The 18,697-nt window shown below is 68.3% G+C and carries 13 protein-coding genes; 9 read left to right on the forward strand and 4 right to left on the reverse strand.

The window, feature by feature from the left end; genetic code table 11:
- Positions 1–2 precede the first annotated feature (2 nt).
- From rfbB to rfbA, 3 genes are read left to right on the forward strand one after another with little or no spacing between them, the layout of a single operon-like run.
- Positions 3–1,058 (forward strand): dTDP-glucose 4,6-dehydratase, encoded by a 1,056-nt coding sequence (gene rfbB / locus ACFSGX_RS16845; protein WP_380931458.1) that lies wholly within the window; start codon positions 3–5, stop codon positions 1,056–1,058.
- A complete protein-coding gene (gene rfbD, locus ACFSGX_RS16850; RefSeq protein ID WP_380931459.1) occupies positions 1,055–1,984 on the forward strand; it encodes a dTDP-4-dehydrorhamnose reductase in 930 nt (309 codons plus the stop codon). The genes rfbB and rfbD overlap by 4 nt, the downstream gene beginning before the upstream one ends.
- On the forward strand, positions 1,981–2,850 hold the full coding sequence (gene rfbA, locus ACFSGX_RS16855) for a glucose-1-phosphate thymidylyltransferase RfbA (protein WP_380931460.1): 870 nt from the start codon (positions 1,981–1,983) through the stop codon (positions 2,848–2,850). The genes rfbD and rfbA overlap by 4 nt, the downstream gene beginning before the upstream one ends.
- Positions 2,851–2,911: 61 nt before the next feature.
- On the opposite strand, the gene ACFSGX_RS16860 is transcribed toward rfbA, so the two are convergent.
- Positions 2,912–3,952: a sulfotransferase family protein gene (locus tag ACFSGX_RS16860; protein WP_380931461.1), complete on the reverse strand. Its 1,041-nt coding sequence runs from the start codon at positions 3,950–3,952 to the stop codon at positions 2,912–2,914.
- Positions 3,953–4,206: 254 nt separating this feature from the next.
- Here ACFSGX_RS16860 and ACFSGX_RS16865 point away from each other — a divergent pair, with 254 nt between their 5' ends.
- On the forward strand, positions 4,207–7,473 hold the full coding sequence (locus tag ACFSGX_RS16865; protein ID WP_380931462.1) for a glycosyltransferase: 3,267 nt from the start codon (positions 4,207–4,209) through the stop codon (positions 7,471–7,473).
- 185 nt (positions 7,474–7,658) lie between these two features.
- On the opposite strand, the gene kdsA is transcribed toward ACFSGX_RS16865, so the two are convergent.
- From kdsA to ACFSGX_RS16880, 3 genes are read right to left on the reverse strand one after another with little or no spacing between them, the layout of a single operon-like run.
- A complete protein-coding gene (gene kdsA / locus ACFSGX_RS16870; RefSeq protein WP_380931463.1) occupies positions 7,659–8,510 on the reverse strand; it encodes a 3-deoxy-8-phosphooctulonate synthase in 852 nt (283 codons plus the stop codon).
- Entirely contained in the window at positions 8,507–9,340 is an 834-nt protein-coding gene (kdsB, locus tag ACFSGX_RS16875; RefSeq protein ID WP_380931629.1) for a 3-deoxy-manno-octulosonate cytidylyltransferase, read from the reverse strand. Before kdsB ends, kdsA begins: the two co-directional genes overlap by 4 nt.
- 5 nt (positions 9,341–9,345) lie before the next feature.
- Positions 9,346–10,359: a KpsF/GutQ family sugar-phosphate isomerase gene (locus ACFSGX_RS16880; RefSeq protein WP_380931464.1), complete on the reverse strand. Its 1,014-nt coding sequence runs from the start codon at positions 10,357–10,359 to the stop codon at positions 9,346–9,348.
- A gap of 169 nt (positions 10,360–10,528) precedes the next feature.
- Between ACFSGX_RS16880 and ACFSGX_RS16885 the strand changes: the two genes are divergently transcribed.
- The 5 genes from ACFSGX_RS16885 to ACFSGX_RS16905 all read left to right on the forward strand — a co-directional run bounded on the left by ACFSGX_RS16885 (position 10,529) and on the right by ACFSGX_RS16905 (position 18,683).
- Positions 10,529–11,737, forward strand: coding sequence for an acyl-CoA dehydrogenase family protein (locus tag ACFSGX_RS16885; protein WP_380931465.1), 1,209 nt, complete (start codon positions 10,529–10,531; stop codon positions 11,735–11,737).
- 3 nt (positions 11,738–11,740) lie between these two features.
- A complete protein-coding gene (locus tag ACFSGX_RS16890; RefSeq protein ID WP_380931466.1) occupies positions 11,741–12,844 on the forward strand; it encodes an acyl-CoA dehydrogenase family protein in 1,104 nt (367 codons plus the stop codon).
- A gap of 167 nt (positions 12,845–13,011) precedes the next feature.
- Positions 13,012–13,671: a ribose-5-phosphate isomerase RpiA gene (rpiA, locus tag ACFSGX_RS16895; RefSeq protein ID WP_380931467.1), complete on the forward strand. Its 660-nt coding sequence runs from the start codon at positions 13,012–13,014 to the stop codon at positions 13,669–13,671.
- A 120-nt stretch (positions 13,672–13,791) separates the two neighbouring features.
- Positions 13,792–15,876: a transketolase gene (gene tkt, locus ACFSGX_RS16900; RefSeq protein ID WP_380931468.1), complete on the forward strand. Its 2,085-nt coding sequence runs from the start codon at positions 13,792–13,794 to the stop codon at positions 15,874–15,876.
- On the forward strand, positions 15,873–18,683 hold the full coding sequence (locus tag ACFSGX_RS16905) for a bifunctional transaldolase/phosoglucose isomerase (protein WP_380931469.1): 2,811 nt from the start codon (positions 15,873–15,875) through the stop codon (positions 18,681–18,683). The genes tkt and ACFSGX_RS16905 overlap by 4 nt, the downstream gene beginning before the upstream one ends.
- Positions 18,684–18,697: the final 14 nt, after the last annotated feature.

Raw genomic sequence — 18,697 nt, forward strand, 5'->3', positions numbered from 1 at the left:
TCATGCGTATCTTGGTCACCGGGGGCGCGGGCTTCATCGGCTCCGCACTCATTCGTCATCTCATCCGCGACAGCGATCATGAGGTCCTCAATTTCGACAAGCTGACCTATGCCGGCGTGCTGACGTCGCTCGAGCCGATCGACGCGGACCCGCGCTACAGCTTCATCCAGGGCGACATCTGCGACGCGGACGCAGTGCGCAGCGCGATCACGGAGTTCCGCCCGGACGTCATCGCGCATCTGGCGGCCGAGAGCCATGTCGACCGATCGATCGACGGCCCCGGCGAATTCATCCAGACCAACATCGTCGGCACGTTCAACATGCTGCAGCAGGCGCTCGGCTACTGGCGCGCGCTGGACGAGGCGGGCCAGGCCGCGTTCCGCTTCCACCATATCTCGACGGACGAGGTGTTCGGCTCGCTCGGCGACGAGGGCTATTTCACCGAGACGACGTCCTACGACCCGCGCTCGCCCTATTCCGCGTCGAAGGCGGCGTCCGACCATCTCGTCCGCGCGTGGCACGAAACCTACGGGCTGCCGACGCTGATCACCAACTGCTCGAACAATTACGGGCCGTATCACTTCCCCGAAAAGCTCATTCCGCTGATCATCATCCGCGCGCTCGCCGGCGATCCGCTGCCGGTCTATGGCGACGGATCGAACGTCCGCGACTGGCTGTATGTCGAGGATCACGCCCGTGCGCTGCGCCGCGTGTTCGAACAGGGCGCACCGGGTCAGACCTACAATGTCGGCGGCAACAGCGAGCGCCGCAACATCGATGTGGTCCGCACGATCTGCGAGACGCTCGACCGCGAAAGCCCGCGCACCGACGGCAAGCCCTATGCCGACCAGATCGGGTTCGTGACCGACCGGCTCGGCCACGACCATCGCTACGCGATCGACGCGTCGAAGATTCGCGCCGAACTCGGCTGGGAACCGATCGAGACGTTCGAGGACGGCATCGCCAAGACGGTGCGCTGGTATCTCGACAATCGCGGCTGGTGGCAGGCGATCCTCGACCAGCGTTACGACACGGGCCGGCTCGGCAAGGGGAAATGAGCGCCATGCCCGGCGCGGTGCGCATCCTCGTCACCGGCGGCGCGGGCCAGCTCGGCCTCGCGCTCGCCGCCGCCAAGTGGAGCCCGCACGTCACCCTGTTGTGCCCGACCCGCGCGGAACTGGACCTGACCGACGCCGCGGGGATCGCGGCCTGGTTCGAGCAGGAGAAGCCCGACGCGGTCGTCAACAGCGCGGCCTACACCGCGGTCGACAAGGCGGAACAGGATATCGCCGCCGCTTGGGCCGCCAACGCGACCGGCCCGGCGCTGCTCGCCGCCGCCAGTGCGAAGGCCGGCATCCCGATCGTGCAGGTGTCGACCGACTATGTCTTCGACGGCACGGCGGGGGGCTCGTATAGCGAGACCGATCCGGTCGCCCCGCTCGGCGTCTACGGATCGAGCAAGCTGGCCGGCGAGATCGCGGTGCGCACCGGCAACCCGCGCTCGGTCATCCTGCGCACCGCCTGGGTGGTCAGCGCCACCCGCGCGAACTTCATCAAGACGATGCTGCGGCTGGGCGAGACGATGCCGGAACTGCGCGTCGTGTCGGATCAATATGGCTGCCCGACGTCGGCCACCGACATCGCCTCCACGATCGTCACGATCATCGAACGGATGCTGACCGACGCTGCGGCGCCAACCGGCACCTATCATTTCGTCAATGCCGGGTCGGCCAGCTGGTGCGATCTGGCGCGCGAGGTGTTCGCCGCCGCAACCGCGATCACCGGCCGTCCGGGTCCGCTTGTCCATGCGATCACCACGGCGGACTATCCCACGCCCGCCAGGCGCCCGGCCAATTCGCGGCTGTCGACCGCTCGGCTGACACGCGATTACGGCATCGAACCGCAACCCTGGCGTCCCGCGATCCGGGCGATCGTCCAGGATCTCGTGCCCGCCCAACCCGCCGCAATGGAGACGAACCGATGAAGGGCATCATATTGGCCGGGGGCTCGGGCACCCGCCTGCACCCGATGACGCGCGTCACGTCGAAGCAGCTCATGCCGATCTACGACAAGCCGATGATCTATTATCCGCTGTCGACGCTGATGCTGGCCGGTATCCGCGACATCCTGCTGATCTCCACGCCGCGCGACGTGCCGTCGTTCCAGGCGTTGCTCGGCGACGGGTCCCAATGGGGCATCAGCATCGACTATGCGGTGCAGCCAGAGCCGAAAGGCCTGGCCGAGGCCTATATCATCGGTGCCGATTTCGTTGGGTCGCAGCCGTCGGCACTGATCCTGGGCGATAATATCTTCTACGGCCACGGGCTGACGACGATGTTCGAACGCGCGGTCAACCGGACCGACTGCGCCACGGTCTTCGCCTATCATGTCGACGATCCGCGGCGTTACGGCGTGGTCGAATTCGACGCCGACATGCGCGCGCTGTCGATCGAGGAGAAGCCGAACAGCCCGCGCTCCGACTGGGCGGTGACCGGCGTCTATTTCTACGACGAGAAGGCCGTCGACATGGTCTCCAACCTCAAGCCGTCGGCGCGCGGCGAGCTGGAGATCACCGACCTCAACCAGATGTATCTCGAAAAGGGCAAGCTGTCGGTCGAGATCATGGGCCGCGGGTTCGCCTGGCTCGACACCGGCACGCCGGACAGCCTGCTGGAGGCGGCCGAATTCGTCCGCACGCTGGAGAAGCGTCAGGGCTTCAAGATCGCGTGCCCGGAAGAGGTCGCCTACGAGATGAACTTCATCGATCTCGCCGCGCTCACCCGCACCGCCGATGCGTACGGCAAGAGCGACTACGGCGTCTATCTGCGCAAGGTCGCCCAGCGCGGCTGACCCGGACCGCGGGTCCGGCCGACGCCGGGCCCGCGGTCGGCAGCGTTTCGGATATGCCGGATCAGGCCGACCGCCGCCCTTCGATGTAACCGAAGGTCATCCAGTGATCGAGGCCTGAGGCATGGCGCCCCTCCGCCACGGCCGCGCGGACATCGGGATGCATGGCAAGATAGCCCTGCTCGTTGAACTCGTTGATCAGCGCATCCAGCAACGGCGGGAGGCGCGGCTGGGCACGTCGGACAACGATCGGCACGTCGCTCCGCTGCTGCTGCTCCAGCGCGCGCCGCAGCAGCCGTTCGGTATCGAAATAGATGTCGCGCATCCGGTCGACCTCGCCCGGGTCCGGCGCCTTGTCCTCGCACGCCGCGATCAGCCAGTCGTGGAACATCGCGACCAGACCATTGTCGATCGGCTCGTCCGCATCCGCAACATGATGGCGCATGTCGTCGCCCAGGAACGCCGCGACCGCCTTTGTCCGGCGGCGGTCGAGCCGGATGTCGAGCGCCTTCGCGATGCGGCCGACCTCGCGCTTCCAGTCCGCCAACAGATGCGCGTAATCGACGAACACGCGCGGCACCGATCGCGACGCTTCTTCCGCCAGCATCGTGTATTTCAGCCAGAGCGCGAACGAGAAATCCTCGCCGATGCCGTCCCGTGCGGCCAGCGATCGCGCGACCTCGACCGGGTGGCGGACGGGCACGATCACCTTGATCGTCCAGCCGCCGCGGCGCGCCGCCTCGAACCAGTATTCCGCCAGCCCGGCGATCCGCGGTTCCTTGATCACCAGCAACGGCCGATCGGCATTGTCCTGCAGGAACGCCTCGATCTGACCGATGAACGCCTCGCCGAGCGCCGGGTCCAGCGTCGTGTCGCGTTGCAACCGCAGGGTCGGATCGAACCAGGTCAGCCCGAACTGCGCCAGGAACCCGTTGTTCAGCGCCAGCGCCTCCGCCGGTTCGAAATGCCCGCGCGGATTGCCGACATTCGCGCCGAGCAGGTCGTCGGGCAGGCGCGCGCCGCACAGTGCCAGCACCTGCGTCAGCGCCGACGTTCCGCAACGCCCCATGCCAAGGACAAAGACCAGGTCCCGCCGTACCGCCATGCCGCTCCTGCCCCCGAAATCCTGGTTACGACCCGATCCTATCGAAATTCGATCAGATCGACGTCGCCCGAAAGTAAGTCTTTAGTCTGCCTGGCGGAGGTGCGCCACGTTCATAGCGTCCATTCCGCGCCGCATCGATCCGTGCCGCGCGGCACTCGGCCCGGCACGAATGGCTTGCGCCGATACTGCCACCCCAGCATAGCTGACGGGATGTCGATGCGGAGATACACGCGGCGCAGCCGATGGCCCACCGCATGACGGCGGGTTGGTTGGCCGATCTTCGCACCGCGTCGTACCGCAAGCGCGGCGACCGGGCGCGTGATCGCCGCCAGTGGCATCGCGCCGTCATCGCCTACCGCCACTATCTCGACGATAGGCCCGACGACGTGGCGATCCGCATTCAGCTCGGCCACGCGCTGCGCGAAATGGGCGATCCGGCGGCGTCCGAAGTCGCCTATGCCCGCGCGGCCGAGGCCACGCCGCGCGACGCAAACCTGCTGATCTGCTGGGGCCATCTGCGCAAGTCGGTCGGCGACATCGAAGGCGCGCGCAGCCTGTACCGCGACAGCGTCGCGATCGACGGCAACACCGCCGCGCTGAACGAATTGCAGGCGCTTCCCGAACTCCTCCCGCCCGCCAAACCGCCTGTCGAAACGCCAGTCGCGGCACCTGAGCCGGCCGCCCCGCACCCCGCGGCCCCGCCCCCGCCCGTCAGCGACGCACCGGCGTGGGCGACGGATCTGGCCTTCGCGAAACCGGTCGACGGCCCGTTCCTCGGCGAAACCGCGCTGTTCCTAGCCCACGCGACCGGCGGCAGGTTGTCACCCCACGTCGCGCCGTTCGTCGACGCGTTGATCGAGACGGGCCACGCCGTCATCCTGCTGGTGGTGACCGATCGTCCGATCGCGCTGCCCGATACCTTGCTCGACCGCGTCGCCGGCGCGCTGGTCCGGCGCGACACCGGCAGCCGGTTCGCCGCATGGGCGCATGCGCTGAAACTCCTCCCCGCGCTCTACGGCGCACCCGGCCTCACCCTGATCGACGACGGACTCGCGGGCGACTTCGGTGACGACCGCTTCGCCACGCTGGCCGCGCGGATGCGGGCGAGCGAAACCGATCTGGTGGCGCTGTCCGAAACCATGACGGACCGTTGGCATGTCGACTGCGGCTACATCCGGCTGAGCCACAAACTGCTCGCGTCGGAGGCGGTCCAGCTGTTCTTCGACGCGGTGAAACTGCATCCGGACCCCGCCGCTCCGGCCGCGAACGACATTGCCTTCGTCGAACGGGTCCGGACCACCGGGCATCGGATCGAGACGCTGTTCCCCGATGCCGATCTCCGCACGCTCGCCGGCTGGCGTCGCCTGTCCGCGCTCGGACTGCCCTTCGTCCCGCCCGCACTTGCGCAGAGCGCGGACGCACCGGACGTGCAGGACGCGCTCCAGGCGGCGGGACTGGAGCCGGCCATCGGCAGCGCCGTCGTGGATGCTCCCCCGGCCGACGGACCGTTACTCGGCGCCCCGCCCCGCCCGTCGCGCGCCGCTACACCGCTCACCGTGCGCTACTACGCGCCCATAAACTATGCCGGGGCGGACGGCGACGCCGCGCGCGCGATGCTGTGTGCGCTCCGCCGCCTGCCGATCCGCCTGAACGTCCACCCGATCCGGGGCGAATTTCTTGGTGCGACCCCGATCGCGCCGCCGGCCGACACGATCGATTTCGAAACGCCCGCCGACATCGCGATCATCCAGCTCGACCCGGACGACTGGCATCTGCTGACCGACCAGCAACGCGGGGTGATCGCCGATGCGCACCGCGGGATCGCGTACTGGACGGCGCCTTGCGATGACCGGCTGGTGTCGCGCGTGCAGAATTTCTATGCGACCGACCGGGTCTGGGTGACTGACCCGATCGGCGCCGCACGGCTCGATCGTCGCGACGGCGCGGCGGTTGCGGCGATCCCGGACCCGCAGGCCCTGGTCGCGGACGACGCGGCGGATTTCGCTCTGCTCACCGCCCTGCGCGCGACGCTCGTCGATCCGACCACCGACCGGCGCGTCCATCGGCCGATGCCCAAGCTCCGCGGCGGCGTGCGGCTCGACGCGTCCACGACCATCCACGACTCCATCCGGCTGGTGCTGCTCGCCGCAGACGGTGCGCCGCTCGACGCCGCCGTGCCGGACCCGACCGACGACCGCTGGGTCCTGTTCGCGCCGGCCGGCACTTGCATCGCGCCGGACTTCGCGGACATCGCCGTGGCGCACATCGCCGCGCGCCCGGATGCGTCGTTGTTCTACGCGGACGATATCGCGGTCGAAACCGAGTTCGCGGTCGATCACATCCGGCTCAAACCCGAATTTGATCGCACCCTGCTCGCCGCGCAGGATTATGTCGGCGCGCCGCTGCTCGTCCGGGCCTCCGCGCTGGCGCAACTTGGCGGCCTGTCGGTGGGCCTGCGCACCGCGGCGATCGCGGACCTGCTGTTCCGGGCGGACGCCGCGGGATATGCGATCGCGCGCATCCCGCATGTCCTGCTCGGCCATCGCGGCCCGCGCGTCCGTGCCGTTCAGGCGGACCATGTCGCGATGCTCCGCGCGCAGCCCGGTTTCGGCGGGTTCGATATCGTCCCGGGCTCCGGCAGCGTCGCGGTCCGGCGCCGGTTCGCGGCCGGGGCCGAACCAGTCGTCACATTGCTGATCCCGACCATGCGCGCGAACGTCCTGCGCGGTGACATGACATTGATCGAACAATTGCTGATCGGGATCGCGCAGACCGACTGGCCGATGGATCGTCTGACCGTCATCGTCGGCGACGACGGTGAAGGCGTGCCCGACTGGGCGGAGCGCCGCTGGCCATTCGCGCTCACCCGCATCGCCACCGCCCGCGCACCCGGCGAACCGTTCAACTATGCCGCGAAGATGAACCGCCTGTGGCGCGCCGCCGAAACCGAACAGATCGTGCTGATGAACGACGATCTCGTACCCACCGGCCCCGGCTGGCTTCGGGCATTGCTGACCTTCGCGGTCGATCCGAGCGTCGGCGGGGTCGGTGCGCGGCTGCTGTTCACCGACGGCAGCATCCAGCATGCCGGGATGGGCCCGGTCGGACCGGGCGCGACGCACCTCTGGGTCCATCGCCGCCACGTGACGGGCGCCTATCAAGGCTGGGCCGACGTCCAGCGCGAATGGTCGATGGTCACCGGCGCGGTGTTCGCGACGCGGCGGTCGGTGATGGAGCGGGCCAGCGGGTTCGACGAGCGTTTCTCGCTCGAATATAACGACACCGACCTGTGCCTGCGGCTGCGGACGCTCGGCTACCGAATCGTTCACACGCCGCTTGCCGAACTGCTCCATGCGGAAAAGGCATCGCGCGGTCAGGGCCTGCCGCCGGGCGACGAGACCGCCGCATTCCGCTCCCGCTGGCGCGCATGGCTCGACCAGGATCCGTCGTGGCACCCCCGCCTGCACCGCGATCGCATCGACATGACCGCGCAATATGACGGCAGCGCCTGGTATGCCTGACCACCGCCCGGCCGACCGGGTAATCTAAGGCCACCGCATCGTTTACCGGCGTTCGAAAGAGGCCTGATGGTTCGTGCCGGTCGATCGCGCATCGCCGCAGTCCGTTGAACCGGACCACGACGGGCGGGTAGCATCGGGATCTGATGTTCGGAACGCCGATCGAGATCCGTCTCGATCCGTACGGCTCAGCCCTTCACGAACGCGTCCAGCGCAACGAGCTTTGCGACGAGCGCTTCGAACTCGTCGAGCGGCACCGCGTTCGGGCCGTCCGATTTCGCGTTGGCGGGGTCGGGGTGGGTTTCCATGAACAGGCCGCTGATCCCGACCGCCACCGCGGCGCGTGCCAGGACGGGCACGAACTCGCTCTGCCCGCCGCTGGTCGCCCCCTGCCCGCCGGGCAGCTGCACCGAATGGGTCGCGTCGAACACGACCGGGCACCCGGTGTTGCGCATGATGACGAGCCCGCGCATGTCGCTGACCAGATTGTTGTAGCCGAAGCTGGTCCCGCGATCGGCGACCATCAGCCCGGTGTCCGACACGCCGGCCGCCGCTGCGGCCTCGCGCGCCTTGGCGATCACGTGGACCATGTCGTTCGGGGCCATGAACTGGCCCTTCTTGATGTTCACCGGCTTGCCGGATGCGGCGACCGCCTCGATCAGGTCGGTCTGCCGCGCCAGAAATGCTGGCGTCTGGAGCATGTCGACGACGTCCGCCACCGGCCGGACCTGCGCCACTTCATGCACGTCGGTCAGCACAGGCAGCCCGGTTTCGGCGCGCACCTTTTCCAGGATGCGCAGCCCTTCGTGCAGGCCCGGCCCGCGAAACGAGCTGCCCGACGAGCGGTTCGCCTTGTCGAACGAGCTTTTGTAGATCAGCAGCACGCCTAACCGGTCGGCGATCGCGCGCAGCCGCTCGGCGGTGGACAGCGCCATCGCCTCGCTCTCGATCACGCACGGCCCGGCGATCAGGAACAGCGGATGCACCAGCCCCACCGGGCGTCCGCACAGCATCGTACCGCTCTCGACGATCGCGTTCATTCCATTCCCCGTACCGCAAGCTGCGCCTCGATCGGCGCCAGGTCGCTCGGATTGTTCAATTCCCACAACTCGCACCCGCGCGCATCGACTTCGACCACGCGCACCGGCACGCCGCCGTCCAGGAACCGCAACTGCTCCAGCCCTTCGAGCTGTTCGAGCAGCGACTCCGGCAACGCGGCGTACCGCGCCAGCGCCGCGCGGCGATAGGCATAGACCCCGACATGCAGCAGCACCGGCAACGCCGGGTCGCCGATCCGCGCATCCGGCACATGCGGGATGACCGCCTTGGTGAAATACAGCGCGCGCCCGTCCGCCGCCGTCGCGACCGTGGTGCCGCCCACCCGGCCCGCCGCCTGATCGTCGAGCAACCGGCGGTGGACCAAGGGCGTCGCGCGCACCGCCGGCGTCGCCACCGCGATCGCCGGGTCCGCGCGCAGGACGGCGACCAGCTCGGACAGGAACCAAGGCGGCGTCAGCAGCGCATCACCCTGCAGATTGACGACGATGTCGGTGTCGTCATCGATCCGGTCGAGCACCGCGGCGCAGCGTTCTGTGCCGTTCGCGCACGCCTCGGGCGTCATCATCACCTCCGCGCCGAACCCCTCGGCCAGCTCGGCGATGCGGACGTCGTCGGTCGCGATGATCACACGAACGTCGCCGCCCATCGCGTCCGCCGCCGCGCGCGCCGCGTCCCAGCTCCGCCGGATCAGCGGACGTTCGACACCCGTGGCACCGCGAATCGCGACCATCGGCTTGCCGGGATAGCGCGTCGAGGCGTGGCGCGCCGGCACGACGATCGCCACGCGGCCGTCACGTCCACCGCCCGTCACGTCGCTCACGCCAGCCCCAGCCGCAGGAAATCATGGATCGTCACGACGCCGACCGGCACGTCCTGCCCGTCCGCACCATCGCCACCGGTCACGAACAGCGCGGTGATCTTGTGATCGTTCATCAGCGCAAGCGCGTCCTCGGCAAAGCTGGCCGCGCCGATCGTGATCGGATCATGCGTCATCACGTCACGCGCCGTGCCGGTCATCAACGCATCGACATGGCGCCGCAGATCGCCATCGGTGATCACGCCGATCAGCCGCCCGGCATCGTCCACCACGCCCGCGATCCCGAACGTCAGCCGCGTCATGGTCAGCACGACCTCGCGCATCGACGTGTCGGCCGGCACCACCGGCATCTCCTCGTCGCAGTGCATCACCGCGGCGACGCGCATCAGGCGCAGCCCGATCGTGCCGCCGGGGTGCAGCGCCTGGAACCCGTCGCGCGACAGGCCGCGTTCGTGCATCGTCGCCATCGCCATCGCATCGCCCAGCGCTAGCATCATCGCCGTCGACGTGGTCGGCGCGATATTGGCCGGGCACGCCTCCGCCGCGGCGGGCAGCAGCAGCCGGATCGTGGCGGCACGCATCAGCGTGGAATTGCGCCGTGCGGAAATCGCGATGATCGGCATACCCAGCACCGCCGCATGGCCGATCATCGGCTTCAGCTCGGTCGTGCCGCCGGAATTGGACAGCATGATCAGCGCATCGCCCGGGATCATCATGCCGAGATCGCCGTGCGCCGCCTCGGCCGGGTGGACGAACAGCGCCGGCGTGCCGGTGGAGGCCAGCGTCGCGGCAATCTTGCGCGCGATATGGCCCGACTTGCCCATGCCGGTCACGATCACGCGACCGGGCAATGTCAGCAGCAGCTCGACCGCATCGGCGAACGAATCGTCCAGCGTCTCGCGCAGCCGGGACAGCGCCGCAGCTTCGATCGCGATGACCGATCGCCCTTCGCGAAGCCGTGCGGCGCGGGCATCTTCGGGGCTGAGGCGGGACGGATCCGTGCCGTATCTCACCAGCGTCGTCCGGGGTTTGCTCAGCCTGATCACCATATGTGCCTAGTCCCGACAAGTTAAAAAAGCGAGCCTGCTGAACGCCCTGCCAATATCGATATTGCTTTACGCTTCCGTAAACGGCAACCTTCGGCTAAGCGACTGCTCAAGCATCCGGACGGAGACGAAGCGCATGAACCTTGATTTCGACGCCGACGAACTGGCTTTCCGCGACGAGGTCCGCGCGTTTCTGGCCGCCGAACTGCCCGACGACATCCGCACCGCGGTGGCCGACCGGACGGACCTGACGAAGGAGCAGATCGTGCGCTGGCACGGCATCCTGCACCGCCGCGGCTGGGCCGTGCCGAAATGGGCGGCCGAACATGGCGGCCGCGGCTGGACCCCGGCGCAGAAGTACATCTTCCAGGAAGAACTGTCGCTCGCCCGCGCGCCGGATGAATTCTCGTTCAACGTCGCGATGATCGGCCCGGTGATCGCGCGGTTCGGCACCGATGCGCAGAAGGAACGCTTTCTGCCGCCCACCGCCAGCCTCGACATCTGGTGGTGCCAGGGCTTCTCCGAACCCGGCTCCGGCTCCGACCTCGCCTCGCTCAAGACGACCGCGGTGCGCGACGGCGACGACTATATCGTCAACGGGCAGAAGATCTGGACCACGCTGGCGCAGCATGCCGACTGGATCTTCGCGCTGGTCCGCACCGATCCGAACGCGCCGAAGCCGCAGATGGGGATCAGCTTCCTGCTGATCGACATGACGACGCCCGGCATCACCGTCCGCCCGATCCGCACGATCGACAATCATCACGAGGTGAACGAGGTCTTCTTCGACGATGTCCGCGTGCCGGCCGAGAACCTGATCGGGCAGGAGAACAAGGGCTGGGACTATGCCAAGCATCTGCTCGGCAACGAACGGTCGGGCATCGCGCGGATCGGTCTGTCGAAGGAACGGCTGCGCTGGGCGCGTGCGACCGCGAAGGAGATGGCGGCCGACGGGCGCATGACGCAGCGCGAACATGCGCGGCTCCTGCGCGAGCTGATCGAAACCGAGATCGATTTGAAGGCGCTGGAACTGACCCAGCTGCGTGTCGTGGCAGCTGACAGCGCCGGCGGCGGCGGCGATCCGGGTGCCGGGGCCGCCGCATCCTCGATCCTGAAGGTGAAGGGCAGCGATATCCAGCAACGCATGACCGAGATCATGATGACGCTCGCCGGCCCAGCGGGTCTCGCCCAGCCCGACCTCGACCATGGCCGCAACGAGGAACCGCAGGACCGCTGGCTGCCCGCCGCCGCACCTTATTATTTCACCATGCGCAAGGTCTCGATCTACGGCGGGTCGAACGAGATCCAGCGCAACATCGTCGCCAAGACCGTGATGGGGCTCTGAACCATGGATTTCAGCTTTTCCGACGACCAGCGTCTGCTGCGTGAGACCGTCGCGCGCTTCGTCGCCGACCGCTACGGGTTCGAGGACCGCACCCGCATGATGGCGATGCCGGGCGGGCGCGACCCGGCGATCTGGTCCGAAATGGCCGAACTCGGCCTGCTCGGACTGCCCTTCGCGGAGGCCGATGGCGGGTTCGGCGGCGGCGGCACCGAAACGATGATCCTGATGGAGGAGTTCGGCCGCGGGCTCGTCGTCGAACCCTATCTCTCCGCGATTGTGCTGGCCGGCGCGCTGCTGCAGGACGCGGCGACCGCGGAGCAGCGCGCGGCGCGTGTCGAGCGGATCGTCACGGGCGACCTCCGCCTCGCGGTCGCCTTCGCCGAACCGCGCGGCCCGCGCTACACGGTCGACGCGCGCGAGACGGTCGCTGTCGGCGACCGGCTGACCGGCGAGAAGATCGCGGTGCTGGGCGGCGACCAGGCGCAGGAGTTGATCGTGTCCGCTCGCACCAGCGAGGGATCGACCGCTTTGTTCTTCGTCGATCCCGCCTCCGCCGGCGTCACGATCCGCGGCGAGGCCGGCTATGACGGCAGCCGCGTCGCCACGGTGACGCTGCATGATGTCGCCGCCGAACGCATCCCCGGCGACGGTGCGGCGCATCTGTCCCGCGCGATCGAAGCCGCCAACGCCGCGCTCTGTGCCGAAGCGGTCGGCGCGATGGCCGCCGCGCTCGACCTGACGACCGAATATCTCAAGACCCGCAAGCAGTTCGGCGTGCCGATCGCCGCGTTCCAGGCGCTCCAGCACCGCGCGGTCGACATGCTGATGCAGCTCGAACTGGCGCGCAGCATGGCGATCCTCGCCGCCGCCTCGCTCGACCGCCCGGCCGCCGAACGCACCGCCAACATCGCCGCGGCCAAGGCCCACGTCGCCCGCGCGTCGCGCTTCGTCGGGCAGCAGGCGGTTCAGCTCCACGGCGGCATCGGCATCACCGCCGAGTACAAGGTCGGCCACATCTTCAAGCGCCTGACCGCCATCGAAACGCTCTTCGGCGACGCGGATCACCACATCGACGCGCTAACCGACCTGGGAGGGTTGGCGGCTTAGAGTTCCTTGGCGGGCGCGGACTTCCCCTCCCCAAACCGTCATCCCGGCGAAAGCCGGGATCTCCCTTCGGTCGAGCACCACCCCAAGCCAGAACGAGATCCCGGCCTTCGCCGGGATGACGTTTCGGGGCAAAGGGAACCCCCGCCCCCACCGGCCATTCCCGCATCATGACCAGCGACACCGACAAGCGCGCCGCCGCGATCGCCGCCGTGGGGGAGATCCAGCCCGGCATGCTCGTCGGTCTCGGCACCGGCAGCACCGCGGCCCACGCCGTCGCGGCGCTCGCCGATCGGGTCCGCGCCGGCCTCCGCATCACGGCGGTCGTGACATCAAAAGCAACCGAAGCGCTCGCCCAGTCGCACGGCCTCACCGTCCTCCCGTTCGACGACGTGCCGCAGGTCGACCTTACCATCGACGGCGTCGACCAGATCGACCCCGCCCTCCGTGCCATAAAGGGCGGCGGCGGCGCGATGCTGCGCGAGAAGATCGTCGCCGCCGCCAGCACCCGCATGATCGCGATCGCGGACGGATCGAAGCGCGTCGCTCAGCTCGACCGCGCCATCCCGGTCGAAATCCTGCCCTTCGCCCGCGCCTTCGTCCTGCGCCGGCTCGCGGACCTGGGCGGCCCCGCCGTGCTGCGCGCCACGCGGTCGGATCAGCACAATCTGCTGGCCGACGCCGCATTCGGCCCCATCGCGGACCCGGCCGCGCTCGCCGCCGAGTTGTCAGCGATCCCCGGCCTGCTCGGCCACGGCCTCTTCCTCGATGAAATCGACGCAACCTGCATCGCGGACGACGGCGGCATCGTCTGGCAGAAACGGTCTTAACAAAGCTTCATCTTACCCGTTAGAGCAGGAACAGTTCGGGCCGCCCGCCGTTCCCCGGACGATATCGTTCCCGCGCTGGCGCCGTTCCCGGCGACCGTGCGCTCGCTCAAGGATCGCGCAATGACCACCCCAGCCACCGGCCTCCATGAGGATGGCTCGCCCGAGCGCCTCGCGATCGATACCATCCGCACGCTGTCGATGGACGCGGTGCAGAAGGCGAACAGCGGCCATCCCGGCACGCCGATGGCGCTCGCCCCCGTCGGCCACACGCTCTGGTCGCAGTTCCTGCGTTACGATCCGGACCGTCCCGACTGGCCCAACCGCGACCGGTTCGTGCTGTCCGTCGGCCACGCGTCGATGCTGCTCTACTCGCTGCTGCACCTGGCCGGCGTAAAGGAGATCAACGCGGACGGCGAGTATAGCGGTGATCCCGCGGTCAGCCTCGACGATATCAAGGGGTTCCGCCAGCTGTCGTCCAAGACGCCCGGCCACCCGGAATATCGCTACACCACGGGTGTCGAAACGACGACCGGCCCGCTCGGCCAGGGTTGCGGCAACTCGGTAGGCATGGCGATCGCCGAGCGTCACCTGGCGGCGCATTTCAACAAGGACGACATGGTCCTGTTCGACCACGACGTCTATTCGCTCTGCGGCGACGGCGACATGATGGAGGGCGTGACCGCGGAGGCCGCCTCGCTCGCCGGTCATATGAAGCTGTCGAACCTCTGCTGGATCTACGACAGCAACCAGATCAGCATCGAGGGCGGCACCGACCTCGCCTTCACCGAGGATGTCGCCGCCCGTTTCCGCGCCTATGGCTGGAAGACGCTGCACGTCGCCGACGCGAACGACACGGTCGCGCTGGCCGATGCGTTCCGGACGTTCCGCGACACGCATGATGCGCCGACGCTGATCGTGGTGGACAGCGTGATCGGCTGGGGCAGTCCGAAGGCGGGCAGCGAGAAGGCGCACGGCGAACCGCTCGGTGCCGACGCGATCAAGGCGACGAAGAAGGCCTATGGCTGGCCCGAGGACAAGGATTTCTACGTCCCCGAGGGCGTCGCCGAGCATTTCGCGCAAAGCATGATCGACCGCAGCCGCCCGCTGCGCGAGAGCTGGGACACGACCTTCGCGACCTACCGCGAAAAGTATCCCGCGCTCGCCGCCGAACTGGAGCGGATGCGCCAGGGTGAACTGCCCGACGATTGGGCCGCCGACCTGCCGGTGTTCGAGGCCGACGCCAAGGGCGTCGCCAGCCGCGACGCCGGTGGTAAGGTGCTGAACGCGATCGCCAAGCGCGTGCCCAGCCTGATGGGCGGTGCCGCCGATCTGTCGCCATCGACCAAGACCGACCTGAAGTTCGACGGCGCGGGCAGCTTCACCGCCGCCACGCCGGGCGGCCGCAACATGCATTTCGGCGTGCGCGAACATGCGATGGGCTCGATCGCCAACGGCATGGCACTCAGCTACCTGCGGTCCTACACCGGCACGTTCCTAGTGTTCGCCGACTATATGCGCGCCCCGATCCGGCTCGCCGCGATCATGGAAGTGCCGACGATCTTTGTCTTCACGCATGACAGCATCGGCGTGGGCGAGGATGGCCCGACGCACCAGCCGGTCGAGCATCTCGCCACGCTGCGCGCCATCCCCGGCCTCGTCACGATCCGCCCGGGCGACGCGAACGAGACCGCACAGGCCTGGTCCGTCGCGCTGAAGCAGTCCGACCGGCCGAGCGCGCTGATCTTCTCGCGCCAGGCACTCCCGACGCTGGATCGCGAGAAGTACGCATCGGCCGAGGGGCTCCAGAAGGGCGCCTACATCCTGGCCGAGGCCGGCGGCGGCGATCCGGACGTGATCCTGATCGGCACCGGCAGCGAAGTGTCGCTGGTCGTCGATGCGTACGAGAAGCTGCGTGCCGAGGGCGTCCGCGCCCGCGTCGTGTCGATGCCGAGCTGGGAACTGTTCGAGAACCAGGACGCGGAATATCGCGACGCGATCTTCCCGCCCGCGGTCCGTGCCCGCGTCGCGGTGGAGCAGGCCGGGTCGATGGGCTGGGATCGCTATGTCGGCCATGACGGTGCGACGATCACCATGTCCACCTTCGGCGCGTCGGCCCCGCTCGCCAAGCTTCAGGAGAAGTACGGCTTCACGATCGACAACGTCGTGAAGGTCGCGCACGAAGTGATGCAGGGGAACGGAAAATGAGCGGCCCGCTGAACAAGCTCGAGCAGGCGGGTCAGGCCGTCTGGCTCGACTTCGTCGATCGCAAGTTCCTCGCCGACGGCGGTCTGCGCAAGCTGATCGAGGAGGACGGCCTCACCGGCGTCACGTCCAACCCGTCGATCTTCGAAAAGGCGATCGGCCACTCGGACGCCTATGACGACGGCCTGTCCGCCTATCTGGACAAGGGCGACAGCACGATCGTCGCGGTCTACGAAAGCCTCGCGATCGCCGACATCCAGGCCGCGGCGGACGACCTCCGCCCGGTCTATGACCGGCTCGAGGGCAAGGACGGGTATGTCAGCCTCGAGGTCTCGCCCTACCTCGCGCAGGCGACCGACGACACGATCGAGGAGGCCCGCCGCTTGGCCGAGGCGGTCGATCGTCCCAACCTGATGGTGAAGGTCCCCGGCACGCAGGAAGGCGTCCCCGCCATCCGCCAGCTGATCGCCGACGGGCTCAGCATCAACGTCACTCTGCTGTTCTCGCGCGATGCCTACCGCGCCGTCGCGATGGCCTATCTCGAAGGGCTTGAGGAACGCGTCGCCGCCGGCCAGGCGATCGATCGGATCGCCAGCGTGGCGAGCTTCTTCATCAGCCGCATCGATGCGCAGATCGACAAGGCGATCGACGAACGCATCGCCAAGGGCGACCCGGAAGCCGACGCGCTGAAGGCGATCCGCGGCAAGGTCGCGATCGCAAACGCCAAGCTCGCCTACCAGGATTACCTCGCGATCCTCGAAACCGACCGCTGGAAGGCGCTCGCCGCCAAGGGCGCGCAGGTCCAGCGGCTGCTCTGGGCGTCGACCGGCGTAAAGGACAAGGCGTATAGCGACGTCCTCTACATCGAGACGCTGATCGGTCGCGACACGGTCAACACCATGCCGCCCGCCACGATGGATGCGTTCCGCGACCATGGCGATGCGACCGCGCAGCTGACCAACGACATCCCCGACGCGGAGCATGTGATGGCGGAGGCCGACCGCCTCCACCTGAAGCTGGGCGACGTCACCACCGGCCTCGTCACTGCGGGCGTGAAACTGTTCGCCGACGCCGCCGACTCGCTGCTCGGTGCGGTGGCGGGCAAGCGCGAGACGTTCCTGGGCGACAAGCTCAACGGCATGTCCGCCACGTTGTCCAAGTCGCTCGACGAAGCCGTCGAAACGCGGATCGGCACGATGCGCAAGGACGCGTGGAGCCGCCGGCTCTGGGCGGCCGACGCAACGCTCTGGACGGGCCAGGACGAAGGCAAGTGGCTCGGCTGGCTCGCCGCGGGCAAGGGCGAGCAGGTCGACGACGACGCGCTCGCCAAGCTGGCGGAAAAGACCAAGGGCAAGGCCGATATCGTACTGCTCGGCATGGGCGGATCGAGCCTCGGGCCGGAAGTGATCGGCGCGATCGTCCCGCGTGGCGAAGACGCCCCGCGCTTCCACGCGCTCGACAGCACCGATCCGGCGCAGGTCGCGACCATCGCCGGCCGGATCGACGCGGGCAACACCGCGTTCCTTGTCTCGTCCAAGTCCGGCTCGACGCTCGAACCGCAGCTGCTCGAGGCCTATTTCCGCAGCCTGCCCGGTGCCGATCCGAAGAATTTCGTCGCGGTGACCGATCCCGGCTCCAAGCTGGAGGCGTCGGCCAAGGCGGACGGTTTCGGCGACATCTTCCACGGCGATCCCGCAATCGGCGGGCGCTATTCGGTCCTGTCGGTGTTCGGCATGGTTCCGGCCGCGATGATGGGCGTCGACGTCCCCGCCTTCTTCACCGCGGCCAAGGCAATGGTGTTCGCCTGCGGCCCGGACAGCCCGCCCGCCACCAACCCCGGCATGCGGCTCGGCGCGATCATGGGCGAGGCGGCACTGGCCGGTCGCGACAAGCTGACCATCCTGCCCAGCCCCAGCCCCAGCCTCGCCGCGTTCGGCAGCTGGCTGGAGCAGCTCGTTGCCGAATCGACGGGCAAGGAAGGCAAGGGCATCGTCCCCGTCGACCTCGAACCGATCGGCTCCGCGGACAGCTACGGCACCGACCGCCTGTTCGTGCATCTGCACCTGGCCGGCGACAGCGACGACCGCCTCGAATCGACGCTGAAGGCACTCGCCGACGGCGGCCACCCGCTGGTCCGCATCTCGGTCGCGGATCCGATGCAGCTCGGCCAGGAATTCTTCCGCTGGGAAATGGCGACCGCAGTCGCCGGCGCGATTATCGGGATCGATCCGTTCGACCAGCCCGATGTCGAGGCCGCCAAGGTCGAGGCGCGCAAGCTCGTCGACGCCTATGAGGCGACCGGCGCACTCGAACCCGAAACACCGCTCTACGACGATGGCGATATCGCGATCTTCGCACCCGGCGACCCGGAATTCGCGCCGACCGACCCGGCCGTCCTGCTCCAGACCCACTTCGCCAGCCTGGTGCCTGGCGACTATGCCGGCTTCCTCGCCTATATTGAACGCAACGACGCGCATGCCGACGGCATCGCCCGGATGCGGGCGGCGATCCGCGACGCGCGTCAGGTGGCAACGGTGGCCGGCTTCGGCCCGCGCTTCCTCCACTCGACGGGTCAGGCGTACAAGGGCGGCCCGCGCACGGGCAGTTTCCTGGAAATCACCCGCACGCCGTCCGACGACGTCGCGGTCCCCGGTGGCAAGGCGAGCTTCGGCACCGTCCAGCTGGCGCAGGCGCGCGGCGACCTCGACGTCCTCGTGGAACGCGGCCAGCGCGTGATGCGCGTCCACCTGAAGCACGACGCCGCCTTCGACCGTCTCGTCGACATGGTGATCGCCAGCGTCGCGGACTGATCGACCGGACCTAA

The sequence above is a fragment of the Sphingomonas arantia genome (assembly GCF_042682045.1).
Taxonomy (GTDB): Bacteria; Pseudomonadota; Alphaproteobacteria; order Sphingomonadales; family Sphingomonadaceae; genus Sphingomonas_R; species Sphingomonas_R arantia.

Bases quoted from the DNA above. Each gene is read 5' to 3' on its own strand.
- rfbB (WP_380931458.1), top strand. From the start codon at position 3: ATGCGTATCTTGGTCACCGGGGGCGCGGGCTTCATCGGCTCCGCACTC.
- rfbD (WP_380931459.1), top strand. From the start codon at position 1,055: ATGAGCGCCATGCCCGGCGCGGTGCGCATCCTCGTCACCGGCGGCGCG.
- rfbA (WP_380931460.1), top strand. From the start codon at position 1,981: ATGAAGGGCATCATATTGGCCGGGGGCTCGGGCACCCGCCTGCACCCG.
- ACFSGX_RS16860 (WP_380931461.1), bottom strand. From the start codon at position 3,952: ATGGCGGTACGGCGGGACCTGGTCTTTGTCCTTGGCATGGGGCGTTGC.
- ACFSGX_RS16865 (WP_380931462.1), top strand. From the start codon at position 4,207: ATGACGGCGGGTTGGTTGGCCGATCTTCGCACCGCGTCGTACCGCAAG.
- kdsA (WP_380931463.1), bottom strand. From the start codon at position 8,510: ATGAACGCGATCGTCGAGAGCGGTACGATGCTGTGCGGACGCCCGGTG.
- ACFSGX_RS16885 (WP_380931465.1), top strand. From the start codon at position 10,529: ATGAACCTTGATTTCGACGCCGACGAACTGGCTTTCCGCGACGAGGTC.
- ACFSGX_RS16890 (WP_380931466.1), top strand. From the start codon at position 11,741: ATGGATTTCAGCTTTTCCGACGACCAGCGTCTGCTGCGTGAGACCGTC.
- rpiA (WP_380931467.1), top strand. From the start codon at position 13,012: ATGACCAGCGACACCGACAAGCGCGCCGCCGCGATCGCCGCCGTGGGG.
- tkt (WP_380931468.1), top strand. From the start codon at position 13,792: ATGACCACCCCAGCCACCGGCCTCCATGAGGATGGCTCGCCCGAGCGC.
- ACFSGX_RS16905 (WP_380931469.1), top strand. From the start codon at position 15,873: ATGAGCGGCCCGCTGAACAAGCTCGAGCAGGCGGGTCAGGCCGTCTGG.